18 protein-coding genes are annotated in these 19,902 nt (G+C 72.9%); 9 read left to right on the top strand and 9 right to left on the bottom strand.

What is annotated here, in order from left to right:
• Positions 1–4 precede the first annotated feature (4 nt).
• Together ACFFIA_RS39770 and ACFFIA_RS39765 are read right to left on the bottom strand one after the other, a co-directional pair.
• On the bottom strand, positions 5–2,950 hold the full coding sequence (locus ACFFIA_RS39770; RefSeq protein WP_377261782.1) for a glycosyl hydrolase: 2,946 nt from the start codon (positions 2,948–2,950) through the stop codon (positions 5–7).
• Positions 2,951–3,164: 214 nt separating this feature from the next.
• Complete coding sequence (locus ACFFIA_RS39765) at positions 3,165–4,100, bottom strand: NAD(P)/FAD-dependent oxidoreductase (RefSeq protein WP_377261780.1); 936 nt, start codon at positions 4,098–4,100, stop codon at positions 3,165–3,167.
• 65 nt (positions 4,101–4,165) lie between these two features.
• Here ACFFIA_RS39765 and ACFFIA_RS39760 point away from each other — a divergent pair, with 65 nt between their 5' ends.
• The 3 genes from ACFFIA_RS39760 (at position 4,166) to ACFFIA_RS39750 (ending at position 5,812) form a co-directional block, all read left to right on the top strand.
• A complete protein-coding gene (locus ACFFIA_RS39760) occupies positions 4,166–4,756 on the top strand; it encodes a helix-turn-helix domain-containing protein (protein ID WP_377261778.1) in 591 nt (196 codons plus the stop codon).
• Positions 4,757–4,766: 10 nt separating this feature from the next.
• A complete protein-coding gene (locus ACFFIA_RS39755; protein ID WP_377261775.1) occupies positions 4,767–5,255 on the top strand; it encodes a pyridoxamine 5'-phosphate oxidase family protein in 489 nt (162 codons plus the stop codon).
• Positions 5,256–5,350: 95 nt separating this feature from the next.
• A complete protein-coding gene (locus ACFFIA_RS39750; RefSeq protein WP_377261773.1) occupies positions 5,351–5,812 on the top strand; it encodes a hypothetical protein in 462 nt (153 codons plus the stop codon).
• Between the two features lie 179 nt (positions 5,813–5,991).
• Here the strand turns inward: ACFFIA_RS39750 and ACFFIA_RS39745 are convergent, their stop codons facing one another.
• On the bottom strand, positions 5,992–6,714 hold the full coding sequence (locus ACFFIA_RS39745) for a TetR/AcrR family transcriptional regulator (protein ID WP_377261771.1): 723 nt from the start codon (positions 6,712–6,714) through the stop codon (positions 5,992–5,994).
• Positions 6,715–6,875: 161 nt separating this feature from the next.
• On the opposite strand from ACFFIA_RS39745, the gene ACFFIA_RS39740 reads away from it, so the two are divergent.
• Positions 6,876–8,801, top strand: coding sequence for an alkaline phosphatase family protein (locus ACFFIA_RS39740; protein ID WP_377261769.1), 1,926 nt, complete (start codon positions 6,876–6,878; stop codon positions 8,799–8,801).
• Positions 8,802–8,951: 150 nt separating this feature from the next.
• Here the strand turns inward: ACFFIA_RS39740 and ACFFIA_RS39735 are convergent, their stop codons facing one another.
• A complete protein-coding gene (locus ACFFIA_RS39735; protein ID WP_377261767.1) occupies positions 8,952–9,854 on the bottom strand; it encodes an extracellular catalytic domain type 1 short-chain-length polyhydroxyalkanoate depolymerase in 903 nt (300 codons plus the stop codon).
• 97 nt (positions 9,855–9,951) lie between these two features.
• On the opposite strand from ACFFIA_RS39735, the gene ACFFIA_RS39730 reads away from it, so the two are divergent.
• The 3 genes from ACFFIA_RS39730 to ACFFIA_RS39720 all read left to right on the top strand — a co-directional run bounded on the left by ACFFIA_RS39730 (position 9,952) and on the right by ACFFIA_RS39720 (position 13,042).
• On the top strand, positions 9,952–10,869 hold the full coding sequence (locus ACFFIA_RS39730; protein WP_377261764.1) for an ArsR/SmtB family transcription factor: 918 nt from the start codon (positions 9,952–9,954) through the stop codon (positions 10,867–10,869).
• Between the two features lie 202 nt (positions 10,870–11,071).
• Positions 11,072–12,112, top strand: a complete 1,041-nt coding sequence (locus tag ACFFIA_RS39725) for a hypothetical protein (protein WP_377261761.1) — start codon at positions 11,072–11,074, stop codon at positions 12,110–12,112.
• A 429-nt stretch (positions 12,113–12,541) separates the two neighbouring features.
• Positions 12,542–13,042 carry a DUF2231 domain-containing protein gene (locus ACFFIA_RS39720; RefSeq protein WP_377261759.1) on the top strand — a complete coding sequence of 167 codons (501 nt, stop codon included), beginning with the start codon at positions 12,542–12,544 and terminating at the stop codon, positions 13,040–13,042.
• A gap of 241 nt (positions 13,043–13,283) precedes the next feature.
• On the opposite strand, the gene ACFFIA_RS39715 is transcribed toward ACFFIA_RS39720, so the two are convergent.
• Positions 13,284–14,219, bottom strand: coding sequence for an AraC family transcriptional regulator (locus tag ACFFIA_RS39715; RefSeq protein ID WP_377261757.1), 936 nt, complete (start codon positions 14,217–14,219; stop codon positions 13,284–13,286).
• Between the two features lie 80 nt (positions 14,220–14,299).
• Between ACFFIA_RS39715 and ACFFIA_RS39710 the strand changes: the two genes are divergently transcribed.
• On the top strand, positions 14,300–15,118 hold the full coding sequence (locus tag ACFFIA_RS39710; RefSeq protein ID WP_377261755.1) for a Rossmann-fold NAD(P)-binding domain-containing protein: 819 nt from the start codon (positions 14,300–14,302) through the stop codon (positions 15,116–15,118).
• Between the two features lie 270 nt (positions 15,119–15,388).
• Here ACFFIA_RS39710 and ACFFIA_RS39705 read toward each other — a convergent pair whose 3' ends face one another.
• The 4 genes from ACFFIA_RS39705 to ACFFIA_RS39690 all read right to left on the bottom strand — a co-directional run bounded on the left by ACFFIA_RS39705 (position 15,389) and on the right by ACFFIA_RS39690 (position 18,929).
• Positions 15,389–16,174, bottom strand: coding sequence for an ArsR/SmtB family transcription factor (locus tag ACFFIA_RS39705; RefSeq protein ID WP_377261753.1), 786 nt, complete (start codon positions 16,172–16,174; stop codon positions 15,389–15,391).
• 135 nt (positions 16,175–16,309) lie between these two features.
• Positions 16,310–16,996: an SMI1/KNR4 family protein gene (locus ACFFIA_RS39700; RefSeq protein ID WP_377261750.1), complete on the bottom strand. Its 687-nt coding sequence runs from the start codon at positions 16,994–16,996 to the stop codon at positions 16,310–16,312.
• Between the two features lie 113 nt (positions 16,997–17,109).
• Entirely contained in the window at positions 17,110–17,781 is a 672-nt protein-coding gene (locus ACFFIA_RS39695) for a response regulator (protein ID WP_377261748.1), read from the bottom strand.
• Entirely contained in the window at positions 17,778–18,929 is a 1,152-nt protein-coding gene (locus ACFFIA_RS39690; protein ID WP_377261746.1) for a sensor histidine kinase, read from the bottom strand. Before ACFFIA_RS39690 ends, ACFFIA_RS39695 begins: the two co-directional genes overlap by 4 nt.
• A 254-nt stretch (positions 18,930–19,183) precedes the next feature.
• On the opposite strand from ACFFIA_RS39690, the gene ACFFIA_RS39685 reads away from it, so the two are divergent.
• Positions 19,184–19,801 (top strand): hypothetical protein, encoded by a 618-nt coding sequence (locus tag ACFFIA_RS39685; RefSeq protein ID WP_377261744.1) that lies wholly within the window; start codon positions 19,184–19,186, stop codon positions 19,799–19,801.
• Positions 19,802–19,902 lie beyond the last annotated feature (101 nt).

Genomic DNA, 19,902 nt, shown 5'->3' with positions numbered 1-19,902 from the left:
ACGCTCAGGCGTACGGAAGCCGGACGACCGACTGGTTGCCGACACCGAGCGTGGTGGGCGCGTTGCCGATCGCGCTCCACACCTCGACCCGTACCGTACCGTTGCTCAGGTTACCGAGCGTGCCGGTGGCCGAGGCCAGCCCCGCCGCCTGCGTGTACCGCTCGTAGCCGGTGACCGGGTCGGTGGCGAAGTAGCGGTACGTCTCGACCCGTTCGAAGCCGCCGTTGCCGGTCAGGTCGTACGAGACGCGCAACTGCGTGCCGTTGCCGACCGCGCCGCCCGCGTCGAGGAAGAGGTCGAACGCGGTCGTCCCGCCGTTGTACGCCAGCGTGAGGCCGGTCGCCGTGAACGTCACCGGGTTGAACGGCGTGCCGTCGTGGTTGGTGCCGCCCGCCGAGGGCACCTGGACCGTGCCCGCGGTGCCCGCGCCGGCCAGCCCGCCGCCGGCGAGCAGGTACCGGACCGGCGACCCGGACGGTGGCGGCGTGGTGGGCGGTGCGGTGGTCGGCGGCGCGGTCGTGGGCGGGGCGGTCGTCGGTGGTGCGGTGGTGGGCGGGTTCGTGGGATTGGTACCCCCACCGGCGCTGCCACCGCTCCAGTTGTACGCCCCGGAGGTCACCGTCCGGCCGGCCGGGACGTTCAACGTGGTACCGGTGGAGAACCGCACCGTGATGGGCGCGTTGCCGATGTTCGCGGCGACGTACGTGCGGGCGCCGTTCTTCACGAACGTGGCGGTGAGCGGATGGTTGGCGGAGACCGAGGTGTCCACTGTGCCCAGCGCGGCGAGGTTGCGGATCCAGTGGAAGGTGTGCGCCTTGCTCTCCCCCTCCTCAGAGGTGAAGCCGCTGTTGGCCCGGAAGTTGGCGAGCGCCGCGTCACCGTTGCCCAGCGCCTGGAACTGCCACAGGATGTCCTGCCACACGGTCGGCGGCCCGCCGTTGTTGCGGACCAGCTCGGCGTAGTTGGTGTTGACGTACGCCGGGTCGTAGCCGAGGTAGAGGTGGCCGCCGGTGATGGGGAGCATGTTGATGCCCTGGATCATCTCCGGCTCGGCGCTGAACCAGGTCGCGTACGCGCCGCCGTCGCCCCACACCATGCCGACCGTCGAGTGCCCGAAGGCGGCCGGGAAGTTCTCGTTCGCCGAGTCGAACCAGTACTCCTGGATCGCCGCCGCCTGCGTGGTGTAGAGGAAGATGCCGGCGTCGCGCACGGCCGCGTTGCCGGTCGCCTGGCCCCACTGGATGAGCGCGTTGGCGAAGTTCTGCCCCTCCGAAGAGGACTCCTGGTTGTTGCCGGCGCCGAACGAGCCGTGCCCGGAGGCCCAGTCGTGCCCGGCGTAGATGTCGAAGTCCCGCAGGTACGGGAAGCGCGTGTCGTTGCGGTCGTAGTTGTTGGCGTCCCGGATCAGCAGGTCGATCATCCCGCCGTACTGGCCCGTGGTCGCCCACGCCGGGTCGAACTTGGCGAGCGTCGCCGCCGCCGCGATGAAGTATCCATAGTGGAAGTGGTGGTCGTTGAGCTCCTGGTCGGAGCCGTACGACGCGGGGTAGCCAATGAGCGTGCCCCAGTTGCGGTCGTAGTAGAAGAGCTGGCCGGTCTCGCCGGCCGAGGCGGTGAGCCAGTTGTTGAGCCGGTTGCGGATCGCGGTGAGCGCGCTGTTGCGCACGGCGGTGTTGCCCACCTGGTCGGCGATCTCGGCGATCCGGGCCGCCCGGCCCAGACCCTTGCCGGCCCAGTAGGTGTCGCCGCCGGATGGCCCCTCCGGGTTCGCCTGCACGGCCGCGAGGTACGAGTTGAGCGTGTTCAGGTCCGCGCCCGCGCTGTCCGCGACGGCGGGCACCTCGGGCAGCACGCCACGGAAGGTCATCGCGGTCTGGAAGCTGGGCACGCCGACCAGCGTCCGCATCGCGCCCCGCGCCGACGTGTACGTCTCGGCGATGGTTGAGCCGCCGCTCAGGTACCGCCACTGGTGCGGGTACAGGCTGACCACCGTGCCGGTGGCGCTCCCCTCACGGGCGGTGGTGGTGAACGCGTACGTGGTGTTGAGGCCGTTGCTCGCCGGGTTGTACGCGTACGAGACGCGGGTACCGGTCACGTGCGCGTGGGCGTACTGCCCGTACCGGTTGGCGAGGGTCGTGCGCGCGGCGGCCGAGCCCGTGTTCGGCAGCACCGCCACCGAGAAGTAGCCGCGACCGGCCAGTGTGGACGTGATGGTGCCGCCGCTGACCGTCCACGTCGCACCGCTCGGCGCGTATGCCACGTAGTCGCTCCCGCCCGCGGTGAAGCCGAGCGTGGCGCCACTGTTGAGCCACACGGTCGGCGTGCCGGCGGTGGTGATCTGCGCGTTGCCGCCGGTCGCCTGGAAGTACGCGAACGGCAGCCCGTGCCCGATCGTCGCGCGGAGCGTGCGCGTGCCGTCGCTCCAGTACGGCGTGACGGTCCAGTCGCTCCAGCCGTCGACCCGCACGACCGGCGCGTTCAGCCCGGCGACGCCGACCAGGATGTCCTGCTGGTACGGGTAGTGGTACTCCCCGACCCCGGTCGCGGTGCCGCTGATGGCCGCGGTCGTCGTGTACGAGAAGCCGAGCCCGTTGCCGAACGTGCCGTACGAGATCGGGTGCGCGTGCAGCGGCAGGCTGTACGCGCAGTCGGTGCGCTTGAAGACCAGCGACGACCACCAGTCGTTCGTGGGCACGGCGCCGGCCGGCGCGTTGGCGGTGAGGAACTGGCGCGGGTTGGTGGAGATGTTCCCGCACCCCGAGGGGAGCGCTCGCCCGGCGGGCAGCGTCTCCGTGTAGCTGCCCGCGCCCACCGGCGCGGCGTCCGCCGCCCGGCCGGCGGCGATGGTGATCAGCCCACTGGCGAGGATCACCACCGCACCGGTCGCCAGCAGCCGGAGCCGCTGCCGCCTTCGGGGTCGCTGAGTCGTTGTCGACGGTCCGGCTCTCATCAATGACCCCTTCAGGTCGGGACGGTTCGCGTCACAGGACGGAAGCTGGGACGCGCTCCGACCCGCCGACGTGAGAGCGCTCTCCCAGCGGGACCAGAGTGACCGGTGTCGTTGCCTGGTGTCAAGCGATTGTTGTCGGGAGGTTGCCGGATTATTGCGGCTGCCAGACACGGGCCAGGCACCTCACGGGCCCGTGTCTGGCAGCCAGCGTGGATTAGTGTCCGGCGGACACCGCCCGGTCGGCGTCCTCGACCACGAGGTCCATGTTGATCGCGGCACCGGCCTGTACGCCCTGCGCGGCGGCGGCAACGACCTGCGCCATCACGTCGGTGACGTTCCCGGCGACCCAGACGCCGGGCAGGTCGGTCTTCCCGGCCGGCCCGGCGGGGTACGCCGCGCCCATCCCCATCGGATGCTCGACCGGCGCCAGCCCCAGGTCGGCGAGGACCGGCGAGGACGCGGCCGGCCGCGGCGAGACCGCCACCACATCGCGGGGCACGAACGTGCCGTCCGCGAGACGCAACCCCGCGACCCGGTCGTCCGCCACCTCCACGGCGGCCACCGGTCCGTCGACGACCCGTACGCCCCGCGCCGCGAGCCGCTCGGCCTGCTCACCGGTGAGCGGCTCGGCGGTGTGGGTGAGGAGCACCACGTCCGCCGACCACTGCCGGAAGAGCAGCGCCTTGTCGGCCGACATCGGCCCGCTGCCGAGCACGCCGATCGCCCGGTCCCGGACCTCCCAGCCGTGGCAGTAGGGGCAGTGCACCACGTCCCGCCCCCACCGCTCGCGCAGCCCGGCCACGTCGGGCAGCTCGTCCACGAGCCCGCTCGCCACCAGCAGCCGGCGCCCCACGAGACGGCCACCGCCGTCGAGGTCGATCTGGATCCCTTCTCCGGTACGGCTGGCGGCGCGCGCCACACCGTCCACAATGGTGCCGCCGTAGCGGGCGAGCTCGGCCCGCCCTTCCGCCAGCAACGCGGCCGGGCTCATCCCGTCGCGGGACAGGAAGCCGTGCACGCCGCTGGCGGGCGCGTTGCGGGGCGTGCCGGCGTCCACCACGACCACCGAGCGCCGGGCCCGGGCGAGGGTCAGTGCGGCGCTGAGCCCCGCGGCGCCGCCGCCGATCACGATCACGTCGTACAGTTCCATGCCTCGACGGTCCCCCGCCTCCCAGGAGTCCGCAAAGAATCTTGCCGTTGTGGCAAACTGGGCAGGTGGACGGTGACCTGGAGGACGTGCTCGCCACGGTCGGCCCCCGGCTGCGGGAGCTGCGCCGGCGGCGGCAGACCACGCTCAACGACCTCTCCGCCACGACCGGCATCTCGGTCTCCACGCTCTCCCGGCTGGAGTCCGGCCAGCGCCGCCCGACGCTCGAGCTGCTGCTGCCGCTCGCCCGCGCGCACGGCGTGCAGATCGACGAGCTGGTGGGCGCGCCGCCCACCGGCGACCCTCGCGTGCACCTGCGCCCCATCCGGCGCAACGGCATGACGATGGTGCCGCTGACCCGCCGCGCGGGCGGCGTCCAGGCATACAAGCTGATCATCTCCAGTGGACGGTCCACTCCCGACCCGCAGACCCACGAGGGCTACGAGTGGATGTATGTCCTCAATGGACGTCTCCGAGTCGTCCTCGGCGACCACGACCTGGTGCTGGAGCCGGGTGAGGCGGCGGAGTTCGACACGCGGGTGCCACACTGGTTCGGCAGCGTCGGCGGCACGCCGGTGGAGGTGCTGAGCCTCTTCGGCCCGCAGGGCGAGCGGGCCCACCTCCGGGTGGGGGCCACGCGGACGCGGCGCGCGTCGTAGCGTGGGGCGCATGGGGCCCGCATCCGACGACGACCTGGCCGGCATGGCCCGGCGCGTGATCGACGCCAACAGCTACATGACACTGGGCACGAGCGAGCCGGACGGCCGGCCGCGGCTGTCGCCGGTCTACTTCACACACGCCGACTACCGCGACTTCCACTGGGTCTCCTCCCCCGCCGCCCGCCACTCGGCCAACCTCGCCGCCCGCCCGGCCGTGGCCATCGTCATCTTCGACTCGACCGCACCGGTCGGCGACGGTCGCGCGGTCTATCTGGAGGCCGACGCGGCCGCCGTACCCGACGAGGACCTGGCGGAGCGCTGCGCCGCGGCGTTCGCGCGGGTCAAGCCCGGCGCGCACGCGTTCACGCCCGAGGAGCTGAGCGGCGACTCGCCCCTCCGGCTGTACGTGGCCCGCGCCACCTCGCACGAGGTGCACATCCGCGGCCGCGACCCGCACTATGGCACCGGCATCGACCGCCGCCTCGCCGTGGCCATCTGACCCCTCGCCGCTGTCCGGCGCCCGGTCGCTGACACGCGCGTTTCTGTGTCCGCCGGTACCGTGACGAGTGATCACCCCACACGGAAGGCGACGGCATGGGCGCCAGACATCCGGACCTGGTCCGGCTCGACGCGCTGGTCGGCCGGTGGATCGTGCAGCCGAGCGTGGAGGGCGTGGGCTCGGGTTGGTGCGAGTTCACCTGGGTCGAGGACGGCAAGTTCCTGCGGCAGTTCGCCGACAGCCATCCGCTGCCGGAGTCGACGCCGGCGGTGTGGCGGGAGGACAACCCGATGCCCCCCACCGCGCTCATCGGGCTCGACGACGCCACCGAGCAGTTCACGATGATGTACGCGGACGCGCGCGGTGTGTACCGCGTCTACCAGATGACGTTCGACGGCGGAGTGTGGGCGGTCTGGCGCCACGCGCCCGGCTTCAACCAGCGGTACACGGGCACGCTCAGCGACGACGGCCAGGTCATCGACGGGCAGTGGGAGATGTCGCGAGACGGCGAGCAGTGGCACGTCGACTTCGGGCTCACCTACCGCCGCGGCGGCTAGCGTCTGTTTCACAAGGGGTCGGTTCGAGCCGAGGCGGAGTCCAGGCGGCGTCCGGTACCGCCGCAGGCCATGCCCTTACGAAACAGACCCCAGGGTCCATCCCCACCGCTGCCGCGATCTGTGGCGGGGAGCCCGACGTGACGGCTACGCGGCCCGGCGCCCGGCGGTGCGGACGCGGGTCAGGCGAACGCGGCACGTGACTCGATCAGCTGCTCCAGGCCGTCGAGGATGCGGTTGAGCCCGAACGACCAGCCGTTGTCACCGGCGTCCGGACCCGTGTCGTCGATGGCCGCGACCAGGGCCGAAAAGCGCTCCTTCTCCCGGCGCACGAGGTCGGTGAGCAGCGGGCTGAGCCGCGGGTCAGCGATCCACGGCTGCGACTGAGTGTTGCGCACGTGACCGCTGACGAGGAACACCGCGTTCATCCGCTCGGCGCCGCTCAGGCCGGTGCCCTCCAGCGCCGAGACCGCGACCTCGGCCCAGCCCGTCTCGCGTGGCCCCATCAGACGCTCGCCAAGTGTCGCGGTGGGGAGCCATGGATGCTCCTGCCAGGTGGCCCGCAGCATCTCGGCCCACTCCTCGATCTTGCGCCGCCAGCCACCGGGAACGTTGTAGATGGCGGGAGGCTCGCCCACCGCGACCTCGGTCATCACGGCCAGGAGCTCGGCCTTGCTGGGGACGTAGCGGTACAGCGCCATCTTCGTGACGCCGAGCGCGGCGGCAACCCGCTGCATCGAGACCGCGTCGAGGCCCTCCTCGTCGGCGACCCGGATCGCCGCGTCGGCGATGCTGGCGAGCGTGAGCGCCGGTCGCGGCCCCCGGGTCCGCCGGCCCTGGTGCCCCCAGAGCAGCTCCACGCCAGCGGCGCTGGGGGCCGTCGTGTCACCTTCCGGTGTCGCCATCCTCGCGACCTCCGCGTCCATCGTTCGCACCGATCCGCACCAGTATACGGTGGACACAAGATGTCTGGTAGACACAGTTCTTCGGGGTGCCCGCACGATCACCGCCTCACCGGGCCGCGTACGATCGGCCGCCTCACCGGGCCACACAGAAGGATTTTGGGGTGCCGAAGAAGCAGGTGCGTGACACGCGGGTACCAGACGATCAGGTGCCGGACAGCCACGGACCGCAGGAACGGGCGCCGGAGGATCGAGCGCCCGCGCAGCCGCCGGCCGGGCGGATACGGGACGGGAAGCCGTCACCGGTGGGGGCGCCCGACGAGGTCGGGGACGGGCAGCCTCGCCCCAAGCAGCCACCGAACAGCCAGCAGCCTCGCCCCGAGCAGCCACCGGCCGGCGCGCCCGCGGCGCGGGTGCCCGACGACCGGGCACCGGACGAGCCGGAAACACCGGCGCCGACCGCTCGCCCGAAAGCCACGCACCTCCGGCGAGCCGCCTCGGTCGCCGTCACCGTGCTCGCCGGCCTCCTCGTGCTCGCCGCGCTCGTCGCACCGGGCGACCTGGAGCTGCTGCGGCCGGGCGTCTTCGCCCGCGTACCCCTGGAAGCTCTTGTCGGCATCGCCGTCCTGCTCCTGCTTCCGGCGGCGCCGCGCCGCCCGGTGGCCGTGGTGGTCGGCGCGCTCCTCGGTGTGCTCGCGGTCGTGCGCCTTCTGGACATGGGCTTCCTCTCGGTGCTGGACCGCCCCTTCGACCTCGTACTCGACTGGGTCCTTCTCGACGACGCGCTGGTCGTGCTCCGCGACTCGGTGGGCCAGGCGGGCGCGGTCGGCGCGGTGGTCGGCGCGGTGGTGCTCGCCATCGCCCTGCCCGTACTCGCGGCGCTCTCCCTCCTGCGACTGTCAACTGTGGCCGCGAGACACCGCACCGCCTCCGCCCGCACCGTGGCCGCGCTCACGGCCGGATGGGTCGCCTGCGCGGTCGTCGGCGTGGAGATCGTGCCCGGCGAGCCGGTCGCCGCCCGGGACACCGCCACGCTCGCGTACGACCACGGCCGCCGCGTGGTGGCCAGCATCCGCGACCAGCAGGCGTTCCGGGAGGAGGCGGCGATGGACGCGTTCCGCGACACGCCGCCGGAGCAGCTGCTCGGCGGGCTACGGGGGAAGGACGTGGTGCTCGCGTTCGTGGAGAGCTACGGGCGGGACGCGGTCGAGGACCCGGAGTTCGCGTCCCAGATCGGCGCGGTGCTCGCGGACGGCGACCGTCGCCTCACCGCCGCCGGCTACGCCTCCCGCAGCGGCTGGCTCACCTCCCCCACCTCGGGCGGGGGCAGTTGGCTCGCCCACTCCACACTCCTGTCCGGCCTGTGGGTGAACAACCAGCAGCGGTACCACACCGTGACCGCCAGCGACCGCCTCACGCTGACCGGTGCGTTCGCGAGGGCCGAGTGGGACACGGTCGGTGTCATGCCGGGCATCACGCGGGCGTGGCCGGAAGGGCGGTTCTACGAGTTCGACCGCGTGTACGACCTGCACAGCCTCGGCTACCGAGGTGTCGGCTTCAGCTGGGCGACCATGCCCGACCAGTACACGATGCTCGCCTTCGAACGCTTCGAGCACGGCAAGCCCGACCATCCGCCGCTGATGTCGGTGATCCCGCTCGTCTCCAGCCACGGCCCGTGGACGCCGCTGCCCAAGTGGCTCGACTGGGACGAAGTTGGGGACGGCTCCATCTTCATCGAGGAGGCGCGCGTGGGCGACTCGCCGGAGGAGGTGTGGAAGGACCCGGCGCGCGTGCGCACGCAGTACCGCCTCTCCGTGGAGTACTCCCTCAACACACTCGTCTCGTACGTGGAAGAGTACGGCGACGACGACCTCGTGCTGGTCTTCCTCGGCGACCACCAGCCGGCGCGGATCGTGACCGGCGCGGACGCCACGCGGGACGTGCCCATCACGATCGTCGCCCGCGACCCGGCGGTGCTCGACCGGGTCACCGCGTGGGGTTGGGAGGCGGGGCTCAAGCCCGGACCACGGACCCCGGTGTGGCGGATGGACGCCTTCCGCGACCGTTTCCTGACCGCCTTCGCCCAGTAGGCCGCCGCAGGCCGTCAACACCACGGCCTGCGGTCGACCTGGCCACGGGGCGCGAACGTCACCGCGCCCCGCCGCCAGGTCGACCGCACGCCCTGCCTGTGGACGGACCCGCCGGTGGACAGCCCGAGCAGGTGTCGACGACGGCGCGGGTCAGCGCGGACGGGGGTGGGCGGCGAAGAACCGCCACATGAGGTCCGTCGCCACCACTCCCGCGTCCGGCGCCGCCATCGCACCGGACTTGGCGCCCGGCCAGGAGTGCCCCATCCCCTCGACCGTGTACACCTCGACGTCGCTCCCGTCCGCGCAGCGGGCCCGGCTCAGTGCGACGTTCGGCGCGGGCCGCTTCGGCGCCGGCATGACCTCGGTGCAACCAAGCCGCTCCCGCCAGTTCTTGACGCCTTCCTCAAACTGGCTCGCGTACCGGTCCTGGTCACCGATGAACGTGATCACCGATACCGGGCTTTTCGGCGCGTAGCCGGGGCTCGCCGGTAGCGCGCCGATGAAGCCGCCGCTCACCGCCCCGATCGCGGCGAAGACCCCGGTCGCGTCGACCGCGGCGCGGAAGCTGAGGTCGCCGCCGTTGGAAATGCCGGTGAGGTACACCCGGTCCGGGTCGACCCGCCACGCGCCCACCAGGTGCTCGGTGAGCGCCCTGAGGAAGCCGACGTCGTCCGCCTGTCCACAACAGACGAACGCGTTGAAGCCGCCGTCGACCCCGTCCGGGTACGCCGTCAGGAAGCCCTCCCGCGCCGCCACCTCGTCCAGCCCGACCATCTCGCTCATCGACAGCCCGTCGCCGGGGAACGGGTGCAGCGCGATCACCAGCGGCACCGGCCGTGTGGCGTCGTAGCCGGGCGGTGCGTGGAGGCGGTACCGGCGGGTCGTTCCATTGTGGTCGAAGGTGAGCTGGTGCCGGCCCGGCGCCGGCTCGACGGCGGGCGCCGCGCTCGTGGGCGTCCCCTGGCTCGCGGAGGGTGCCGACCCGTCGCCGCCGCACGCGGCGAGGCCGAGCACCAGGCTGACCGAAACGCCCCACATCGCTGTCCGTCGCACCAGCCGGCCCCTTCCGCCCCCGTAGGGATACCCTCCGCGCCGGCGCTCCCGCGGGTCAACCCTTTCGGCGAGGACCGAACACCGGCAAGCTGCTTGGGTGATCTCGTTGCGTCTCGGGCCGGCCGACCTGGGGCGGGTACGGCTCGTGCGGCGCCCGCACCCGGTCGGCACGGCGGTGCTCGCCAGCCAGGTGTTGCCCGGCGCGGCCGCCGGCCCTCTCCGCCACCTGCTGCCGGCGCGCGGGCTGGTGCCCGACTTCGTCACGCCCTACCAGGGGCTCGACTCGGTGGAGGCCGGCCTCGACGCGATCCGCTCCACACCCCGCCGGCGCGTACGGGCCGACGTGGCGCGGGCGTACGCGCACCTGCCGGCGACACCGTGGCGACGGCGCCTCGCCGCTGGTGACCGGGACGCCGTCGAACTGCTGGCGGCGGCGCTCGGCGAATGGTTCGACGCCACTCTTCGTCCACAGTGGGGCGAGCTGGCGCTGGCGCACCGCCGGTCGGTCGACCGGGCGGCACACCGGTGGGCGGTGTCCGGTGTGGACGGCATACTCGGCGGGCTGCATCCCTCGGTGCGGTGGCGACCGCCGGTGCTCCAGGTCGACACGTGGTGGAGCGGCGAGCTGCATGGCACCGGCGAAGGGCTGCTGCTGGCGCCCAGCCGTTACGCCGGCCCGCGTCCGCGCCTGCTGGTCGAGCCGGGGCGACCGGTGCTGCTGGTGTATCCGGTCCCCGCCCCGCCCACGGCGCCGCCCGGCGACCCGCTCCCCCGCCTCCTCGGCCGGACCCGTGCCGCGGTGCTCCGCCGGCTCGGTGAGCCCGGGCGGCACACGACGACGGCGCTCGCCCGCGCTGCCGGCGTAAGCCTGCCGTCGGTCTCCGAACACGCCACCGCCCTCCGCGCCGCCGGCCTCCTCACCAGCGAACGCGAGGGCGGCGCGGTCGTGCACCGGCTCACCCCGCTCGGTGTGGACCTGCTCGGTGACACCGGAGGCGCGCCCGGCGACCACTGAGGCCACACGGCGGCCAGGCCGCACGGCCGCACGGCCGCGCCACGGCCCGGCGCGCATCCACAGCAGGACGGCCGTCCACCGGGAGCCGGGAGCCTCGCCGTCGACCACCATCTATCCGGACTTCGCCCCTCGGTCACACAGCCGGTATCGAGAAGCGCGAAGATTCCTCACAATCGATCCATCCGGATTGTGGGGAGGACACATGCGCAACAGATCCGTCGTGGCGGCCGTGGCCGTGGCGGCGCTCACCGCCGTGGGGCTCGCGGTGCCCGCGCCGGCCGTCGCGGCGCCCAGCCGAGCCGACCTCGCGCTGCGCTGGGCGCCCATCCACCACCAGGACGTGGACGCCACCGGCAGCCACGCCCTCGGTGGACGCGCCGACTACATCACCCGGGTCGACTTCGACGGCGACTTCAACGGGCGCAACAACTGGGACCGGGCCGGCGCGTCCGGTACCTCGCTGGCCGCGCACGCGTACTACTCCGTCGCCGAGACGAGCACGCACTGGTACATCACGTACCTCTTCTTCCATCCGCGCGACTGGACCGACCACCCGTTCTTCGAGACCGAGCACGAGAACGACGGTGAGGGGCTCATGCTCGCCGTCGAGCGGGACGGCTCCGAGTACGGCGTGCTGCGCGCCGCCGTGACCGTGGCGCACACCAACTTCTACTCGTACATGCCGGCGGGCAGCAGTTGGTCGAGCGGCCGGGAGAATGTTGACGGCACGCTCAACCTGGCCGCGTCGCCGCACGACTCGTTCCAGCATCCGGTGACGGCGCAGCAGGCGCAGGGCCACGGGCTCAAGGCCCACCCGCAGTACGCCATCAACGGCGACGGCATCGTCTACTACCCGTCGACGGTGGCGGAGACGCCGAGCAGCGGCAACGACCGCGACGTGCGGTACCAGCTGGTCGACATCTTCGCTCCCGGCGGCCTGTGGGCACAGCGCAACAACCCGGACCTCTTCGCCCACCTGGGCACGTTCGCGGGCGACGCGTCCGGCGGATGCGGCGTGGGGACGTTCGCCTGCGGCGTCAACTCGGCGAACGCCCCGTGGGGCTGGGACGACGGCGACGACCTGCCCGGCCGAGGTCAGATCGCGACCGACCCGGCGAAGCTCTCCGCCGAGTACTTCACGATCCCGGGCGGCCTTTCCCGCGCGTACACCTACAACCCGTACGCCAGCGAGGCCGCCGCCCTGAACGCCGCCGCCAGGACCGCGCCGCGCGTGGTCGACTGAGCGGGCACCGGTGCGGTCGGGGCAGGCGCCCGGCCGCGCCGGCTTTCGCGTCGTCGAGGAGGTCGCCGCGGCCGGGAAAGGACACGCGTCCGGAGCCGGGTCCACTGTGCACCGTCCACGTGCACCGGCCGGCCCGGCCGCCCACGAGCAGGTCGGACGTCCAACCACTTCAGCGGCGTTCGATGTACGGTCGGCAGGTGTCTCGATCGAGAACGCCGCCCCCGCGCCTCGCCCCGCAGAGCCGTGCCACGCCGGTCCACAGGTCCCGCTCCACCGATGACAGCCGGGAGCCGGCCCGCCAGCACGAACGCGACCGCCACGGGCGGCGACGCACGTTCCCTGTTTCTTTTTGATTGAGGATTGAACCACCTACCGCCTGGGCGCGTGGTATCCGTACGCCAACGCGCAGCCCACGACCGAGGAGAGACCGTGTTCGAGGAGTTAATGGGGATTCCCGCCCACCCCCTGCTGATCCACGCGGCGGTGGTGTTCGTACCGCTGCTCGCACTGGCGGCGGTGGCGTACGCGATACTGCCCTTCCTCCGCCCGCACATCCGGCTCGTCCTGGCCGGTCTCGCGGTGGTCGGGCCGATCTCCGCACTGCTGGCGAAGCTCTCCGGCGACGCGTTCTTCGAGCGGATGCGGGAGCGGGACCGCGTGACGGAGGAGTTCGTGCCGGTGATCGAGCAGCACCAGGACCTCGGCACGATGACGATGTGGGCGGCGATCGCGCTTGGCGTGGTGACGCTCGCGCTGGTGTCCTTCGTCGGTCCGGGCGGCGCCGCGGCCCGCACCGCCGGCGGGCCGGGCGGCACGCGCGTCCTGTCGGTGGCGCTGGCCGTGTTGTCGGTGCTCGCGGCCGCGGCCGCGCTCTACTACGTCGTCCGCACCGGCGACTCCGGCGCGAAGGCGGTCTGGGAAGGGCAGTGAGCCACGCGGCTGACCGGCGGCTCAGGGCGGACCGGCCCCGCCCGCTGCCCGCCGGCTCAGCCACCGCACGGCTCGGTCGCGCACGCTGACCGCCGGCTCAGCCCGACCACTGACCGGCGGCTCAGCCCCATCTCTGACCGGCGGCTCAGCCGCGAAAGCGCGGACACCAAACCCGTGGAATCCTCACCCCACCAACCGGTCGCTCAGCCCCGAGCGGCACCTGAGCCCCATCCCCCGCGGCTCAGGCCGAGACGGCCGCTCGGTACTCCTGCGGGCTCACCCCGCGCACCCGCTTAAACGCGGCGCTCAGCGCGAACGGGCTGCCGTATCCCACCTGCCGCGCCACCGCGCCCAGCGTGGCCTCCGGCTCGCGGAGCAGGTCGGCGGCGAGCGCGAGGCGCCACGACGTCAGGTAGGCCATCGGGGGCTCGCCGACCAGTTCGGTGAAGCGGCGGGCGAACGCGGCCCGCGAAACGCCCACCCGCCCGGCGAGCGCGGCGACCGTCCAGGGATGGGCCGGATGGTTGTGCAGCATCCGCAGCGCCCGTCCCACGACCGGATCGGCCTGCGCGCGAAACCACCCCGGCGTCGACTCGGCCCGCGCGAACCACGCCCGCAGCAACGCGATGAGCAGCAGGTCGAGCAGCCGGTCGAGGACTGCCGACTGCCCCTGGTCGTCCTTGCTGATCTCGGTGGCGAGCAGCGGCACGAGCGGGCTGTCCCACTCGTCGCGGCGGAGCACGAGCAGCGGAGGCAGGGCGCGCAGCAGGCGTTCGCTGATCTCACCGGCGCTCTGGTAGGTGCCCACGAGCATCACCGACTCGCCCTCGGCGGTGTTGCCCCACGTGCGCACGCCGCGGTCCATCGCGACGCTCAGATCCTCGCCGTACAGCGTGGTGCAGCGCTCGTCCGGATGGATGATCACCTGCGGCGGCGTGGTCGGCGCGTCGGCCACCGTGTACGCCTCCGGCCCGCGCACCACGAGGACGTCCCCAGCCCGTACCTCAACGGGGTCTGCGCCCTCCGGGATCGCCCACGCGGCGCCGCGCGCGACGGCGACCACCGCGAGCGCCGCGCGGTCCTGCACCCGCACCGACCACGGCGGATCGAGCACGACGCGGAGCAGGAAGGCGCCCCGGGCGCGGGGGCCGCCGAGCAGGCCGGCGAGTGCGTCCACGCGCCCAGCGTAGACGATCGCGTATGCCGGTGCGCTCGTCGCCCATGGCCCCACTCCACCGGTCACGCTGAACTGGACACATGACTTACCTGCTGATTGGCGGCACCGGCAAGACCGGCCGCCGGGTCAACGATCGTCTCACCGCCCGCGGCCTTCCGGTCCGCGTCGGCTCGCGTTCGGGGCGGCCTTCGTTCGACTGGAACGCCGACCCCGACACCTGGCTCCCGCTCCTCGACGGCGTCACCGCCGCCTACATCACCTACCACCCCGACCTCGCCTTCCCCGGCGCCGCGGAGTCGATCCGGGCATTCGCGGAACGGGCGACGGCCGCCGGTGTACGCCGCCTCGTGCTCCTGTCCGGCCGCGGCGAGGAGGAGGCCGAGATCAGCGAGCGCGGGGTACGGGAGGCCGGTCCGGAGTGGACGGTGGTGCGCGCGACCTGGTTCGCCCAGGACTTCAACGAACACTTCCTGCTGCCGCCGGTGCTGGCCGGTGAGATCGCGCTGCCCACCGACGTGCCGGAGCCCTTCGTCGACGTCGAGGACGTGGCGGACGTGGTGGTGGCGGCGCTGACCGGCGAGGGGCACAACGGCCGGACGTACGAGTTGACCGGCCCCCGGCTGGTGACGTTCGCGGAGGCGGCGGCGGAGATCCAGGCGGCGTCGGGGCGGCCGGTGCGCTTCCGGAAGGTGACGCCCGAGGAGTGCGCCGCGCGGATGGTCGCCGAGGGCGTGTCGCGGGAGGAGGCCGAGGCGCTGACCGACCTGTTCGCCCGCATCCTCGACGGCCGCAACGCGCACGTGACCGACGACGTGAAGCGGGTCACCGGGCACGAGGCGCGCGACTTCCGCGACTTCGTGCGGGAGGCGGCCGCGACGGGCGTCTGGTCGCCCAGTTGAGGCACCCCTCAACTTCGCGGTGGGAGGGCGCGGCCCTGTGGACCACGCCCTCCCACGCCCCGCGTCGCCCCGGTCCATTCCAGAGACGGATCCGAGCTACCGCTCTGTCCGCCGTGGTCGATACCGCCGCTCCCGCGGCCTCACCCTCCGCGTCCCCACGCCCCGCCCAACCAGCCGTGCACCTGGAGCCGCCCGCCCGGGCTGCCGTTGCGCCACCTCAGCACGCTCGGCGGTCACGCCGCCGTGGTCGATCGGTGGCCGTGAGCCGGGTCAGTCCACCGCCAGCGGCTCGCCGGTCTCCAGCAGCGTCTTGAGGCTGGAGAGGATCGGCGGCCAGCCCTCGGAGACGCCGCCGAGGATGAGGCTGCCGGGGTCGAAGTCGTCGTGCGTGACGGTCAGCTTGACCAGGTCGCCGGCGGGCTCGATGTCGAACGTCACCTTCGACCGCCGCTCCGCCGATGCCTTCCTGAGGAAGTCGTGGTCGTCGCCGAACGCCGCCACGAACTCCGGCGTGATCGTGTGCCAGGTGTAGCTGAGCCGGCGCGGCGGGTCGGCGACGAGCACCACGGAACCGCCGTCGGCCACCGTCACCTCCTCCATCTCCCAGGTGACCGGGCTGCCCACCTGCCAGTCGGACCTGAGCGCCAGACCCCAGTAACGCTTCGTGAACGCCGGGTCGGTGAGTGCACCCCAGGTGCGCTCCGGCGTGGATTTGATGTACGTGATGTAGACGAACTTGTCGTCCATCGTCTGCTCCTCCAGCGCGTGCTTGAGATCGGCGAGGGCGTCCGCCCGCGCGCGGTCGTATCGGGTCATCCACCGGTCGGCGATGGCGTTGATCGGCTCGGCATTGAGGAAGTGCAGCTTCTCCCGCCCTCGCCGCCGCGTGCTGACGAGGCTGGCCGCCTCGAGCACCGCGAGGTGCTTGCTCACCGACTGCCGCGCCATCGCCAGGCCCGCGCAGAGCTCCTGAAGAGTCTGGCCGTTGCGCTCGTTGAGCCGGTCGAGCAGCCGGCGCCGGCTGGGGTCGGCGAGTGCCTTGAAGACGTCGTCCATCGTCGCAATCCGTTAGGCAGCCGTGTAGCTGCATTTGACAATAGGCAGCCACTTGGCTGCATGTCAACCGGCACCGCGACCGTGCCCGATCCGGCCTCGGCAGAGTCCACACACGAGGTGGGCGGCCGGCCGCCGCTACACCGGCCGGTAGCGGGGGTTGTCGCCGTACTCGAGGTACGAGTAGTACGCGTTCGGCAACTCCTCCCCCGCCAGTGCCCGCCGCAGCCACCGCGCGTAGAAGGTCTCGAAGTCGACCTCGAGGCAGTACAGGCCGGTGCTGCCGTCGACGCTGTCCACCCACACCGTGCCCCGGCGCGGGCCGCGTACGACGAGGAAGAACCAGTCGCCGCAGCCGTAGTCGACGAGCGGCACGCGGCCGTCGATCCACGGCGGCTCGGCGTAGGTGACGGCCAGCCGGTCGTACTCCGCCTCGTACTCCGGGTCGGACTCCAGGCGGGCCAGGTGCTCGTCCCAGTCGTCCGGCTGACCAATCAGTTCGCCGAAGTCGACGTCGGACGTGAGTGGACAGTCGCGGCCGAGCGCGGTCAGGTCGCCGAGCGCTCCGGTCCAGCGTTCGAGCGCCTCGCCGAGCGGGACGACGCCCCAGTACGGCCCGGCGCCGCCGTCGCCGACCGCGGTCAGGAAATGCCGGTACCCCTCCGGCAGCGGGGCACCGATCGCCTGCTCCGCCCGTTTCAGAGTGGCCGGGTCGACGGGCGGCCGCAGGCGGAACCCGTGTGCCCGCTGAGCCAGCGACTGCCCGGTCTCGCGCGCGGCGAGCTGGGCCAGCGACTCCCGTACCCATGCGATGTCCAACGTCACGGAACGCATGCTAGGCGGCGGGCGCACCACCGCCGGCAGCCCAGCGTGGCGGACTGACCGGTCAGTCACCTACCCGGCCGCCTCGCACCTCGCCCGGCGTCCTGAGCAGCGGCTCAACGCTCGGGAAGCAGGCCGTGGTCGTGCGCGTACACGGCGGCCTGCGTACGGTCCCGCAGGCCGAGCCGGCCGAGGATCCGGGAGATGTGGTTCTTGACTGTCCCCTCGCTCAGGAAGAGCCGGCGGGCGATCTCCCGGTTGGTGGAGCCGGTCGCGACGAGGCGGAGGATGTCGATTTCGCGGGCGGTCAGCACCTCGTCCGGGCGGGGCGCGGTCGGCGGTGCGACCGGCCGCGCGCTGCCCCGCGCGAGGGCCGCGGCGAGGCTGGCGGTGACCGACGAGTCGAGCTGCGCGACGCCCGCGTTGGCCAGCCGCACCGCCTGGGCGAGGTCGGCCGCGGGCAGGTCCTTGAGCAGGTAGCCGCTCGCGCCCGCGCGCAGCGCCTGGAGCACGTACTCCTCGTCGTCGAACGTGGTCAGCATGACGACCCGGATCTCCGGCGCCCGGCGGTGCAGGATCGCGGTCGCCTCGACACCGTCCATCTCGGACATACGGACGTCCATCAGCACCACGTGCGGTGCCAGCTCGACCGCCGCGCTCACGGCGGCCTTTCCGTCCGCCGCCGTGCCGACGACGGTGATGCCGGGCTGGATGCCGAGCAGCGACGCGATGCCCTCGCGCACGAGCCGCTGGTCGTCGACGACGAGCACCCGCACCGGCCCGCTCACGCCGCGCTCCAGGCGGGCACGCGCGGGATGGTCACCGTGATGACGGTCCCCGTGCCGGGTCCACTGTCGACGGTCATCCGCCCGCCGGCGAGCTCCACGCGTTCGCGCATGCCGTGCAGGCCGAAGCCCTCGCCCGGTGGGTCGAACCCCCGCCCGTCGTCGGCGACCACCAGCCGCGCGCCCGCCTCGTCGAACGCGGCCGACACGGTCACCGTCCTCGCCTCGGCGTGCCGCCGCGCGTTGGTGACCCCCTCCTGCGCGGCGCGGTAGAGGGCGGTGAGGGTCGCGGTGTCGTACCGGTCGGGCTCGCCGGTGACGGTGACCGTTACCGCCGGCTCCCCCGCACCGTCGGCGAGGCGGGCCAGCGCCTCCGGCAGCGAGAACGGCGCGGCGTCCTCGCGGAGCGCGTGCACCGAACGCCGTACCTCCGTCAGGGCGTCCCGGGCCGACCCCCGCGCGTCGGCGAGGGCCCGCGCGGCGAGGGTGGGATCGCGGTCCGCGAAGGCGGACGCCTTCTCCAACTGGATCGCGATGGCGGTGAGGTGGTGGCCGAGGCTGTCGTGGATGTCGCGGGCGACCCGCGTGCGCTCCATCGCGGCGGAGAGCGCGGCGACCCGGTCGAGGGTGCGCTCGAGCCGGGCGCGGGCGTCCCGCTCGGCCGTGGCGACCCCCGCCATGCACACCGCGAGCACCAGCCCGATGGTGAACATGAGCAGGTCGGATACGTATTCAGCGTCGCGGTGCCAGCCAGGCGTGGAGACGCTGAAGCCGGTGACGAGGAGCGCGAGGCAGGCGGCGGCGAGGGCGACGCTCGCGGCGCGGCCGAAGGCGAAGTACGCGACGAACGGCACCAGCACGAGCAGCGCCCGCGACGTGCCCGAGCCGTCGAGCAGCGCCGCCGCGACGAAGAGCCCGATCCGCGCGGCGAGCAGCCCGCCGGCGGCGAGCGGCGGTGTGGACGACGACGGCCAGCGCCGCCACTCCACCAGGTCGACGCCGAAGAGCAGCGCGAGCACCGCGACGAAGCCGGCGAGGTGGCCCGGCCGCGCCAGTCCCTCGCCGACCAGCGACCAGTAGACACCGCCGGTGAGCACCGCCGCGTACACCACGGCCACCGCCCACGGGACGGGCCGCCGGGGAGAGTCCATCCGGTACTCCTTCCGCCGCCCCGTCCCCGCGGGGAGGCGCTCTCCTGCCTGTGGAAGGCGACCTCGTGTCCCGTGGAAGGCGACATCCTGCTCAGCAGGCTACGGCCGGGCGCACGGATCCGGACCACCTCCGCCCGCTTTCTGGCCGTTCGGCACGTGCCGTTCGGCTGGCCTCCCGGCACTTATCCCGGCCGATCCCGCGCGCCTACGGTCGCGGCAAAGCTGAGACACACGTCAAGAAGGAAGGTGCCGCCATGTCCACAACCTGGCTTCTGCGTTTCGGGGCCGCCTGCGGTGTGCTGCTCGGATTGTCCACAGCCGTGCCCGGCCTCATCGAGGCGTTCACCGGCGAGACGGCCGCCACCAGCTTCGTCATCGGCGTGGGCGCGGCGTTCGGGGCGCCCGCGCTGACCGCACTCCACCTGCGGCAGCAGCACGCCGCCGGCCGCTTCGGCGCGGTCGCGTACGCGGTCAACCTCATCGGGCTGGGCCTCTTCGCCGGCGTCGCGTTCGCCCTCAACCTGGTGCTCTTCTACGTCGACGAGGCGGTCGCCGACGAGGTGCTGGCCGGGCCGACCCGGATCGCGGTGCTCGGCGCCGCGCTCGTCTTCGTGACCGGCACGATCCTGTTCAGCGTCTCGATGGTCCGGGCGCGCGTGCTGCCGCTGCCACCGGCGGTCGGTTACGGTGTGGCGTTCACGCTGCTGGCCCTGCTCGCGTCGCTGCCGGACTCGCCCGTGACCAGCGCGGTGCACGTGGTCGCCGGCGGCTCACTGATCTGGCTGAGCGTGGCACCGCACGCGCCCGAGCGGACGGTGACTGCCGCGGGGCCGGCCGCCGGCCGCCTCCGGCGCGGCTCAGCCGCTCCCTGACTCCGCCCGGCAACGGTCGATCCACCGGCGGTCGAGCTCGGTCCGCCTGCCGCCGGTGGCGTGGCGAGCAGCGGCGAGCTGGCCGTCCGGGGCGTGCCGCA

The organism is Phytohabitans kaempferiae (assembly GCF_042433955.1).
GTDB classification, from domain to species: Bacteria; Actinomycetota; Actinomycetes; order Mycobacteriales; family Micromonosporaceae; genus Phytohabitans; species Phytohabitans kaempferiae.
The sequence above is the reverse complement of the archived record's forward strand: the minus strand, read 5'-3'. Positions and strand labels throughout refer to the sequence as shown.

Excerpts from the sequence above, each read along its gene's own strand:
- ACFFIA_RS39770 (WP_377261782.1), bottom strand. The coding sequence starts at position 2,950 with ATGAGAGCCGGACCGTCGACAACGACTCAGCGACCCCGAAGGCGGCAG.
- ACFFIA_RS39745 (WP_377261771.1), bottom strand. The coding sequence starts at position 6,714 with ATGGCGACACCGGAAGGTGACACGACGGCCCCCAGCGCCGCTGGCGTG.
- ACFFIA_RS39725 (WP_377261761.1), top strand. The coding sequence starts at position 11,072 with ATGCGCAACAGATCCGTCGTGGCGGCCGTGGCCGTGGCGGCGCTCACC.
- ACFFIA_RS39750 (WP_377261773.1), top strand. The coding sequence starts at position 5,351 with ATGGGCGCCAGACATCCGGACCTGGTCCGGCTCGACGCGCTGGTCGGC.
- ACFFIA_RS39690 (WP_377261746.1), bottom strand. The coding sequence starts at position 18,929 with ATGGACTCTCCCCGGCGGCCCGTCCCGTGGGCGGTGGCCGTGGTGTAC.
- ACFFIA_RS39685 (WP_377261744.1), top strand. The coding sequence starts at position 19,184 with ATGTCCACAACCTGGCTTCTGCGTTTCGGGGCCGCCTGCGGTGTGCTG.
- ACFFIA_RS39765 (WP_377261780.1), bottom strand. The coding sequence starts at position 4,100 with ATGGAACTGTACGACGTGATCGTGATCGGCGGCGGCGCCGCGGGGCTC.
- ACFFIA_RS39755 (WP_377261775.1), top strand. The coding sequence starts at position 4,767 with ATGGGGCCCGCATCCGACGACGACCTGGCCGGCATGGCCCGGCGCGTG.
- ACFFIA_RS39705 (WP_377261753.1), bottom strand. The coding sequence starts at position 16,174 with ATGGACGACGTCTTCAAGGCACTCGCCGACCCCAGCCGGCGCCGGCTG.
- ACFFIA_RS39710 (WP_377261755.1), top strand. The coding sequence starts at position 14,300 with ATGACTTACCTGCTGATTGGCGGCACCGGCAAGACCGGCCGCCGGGTC.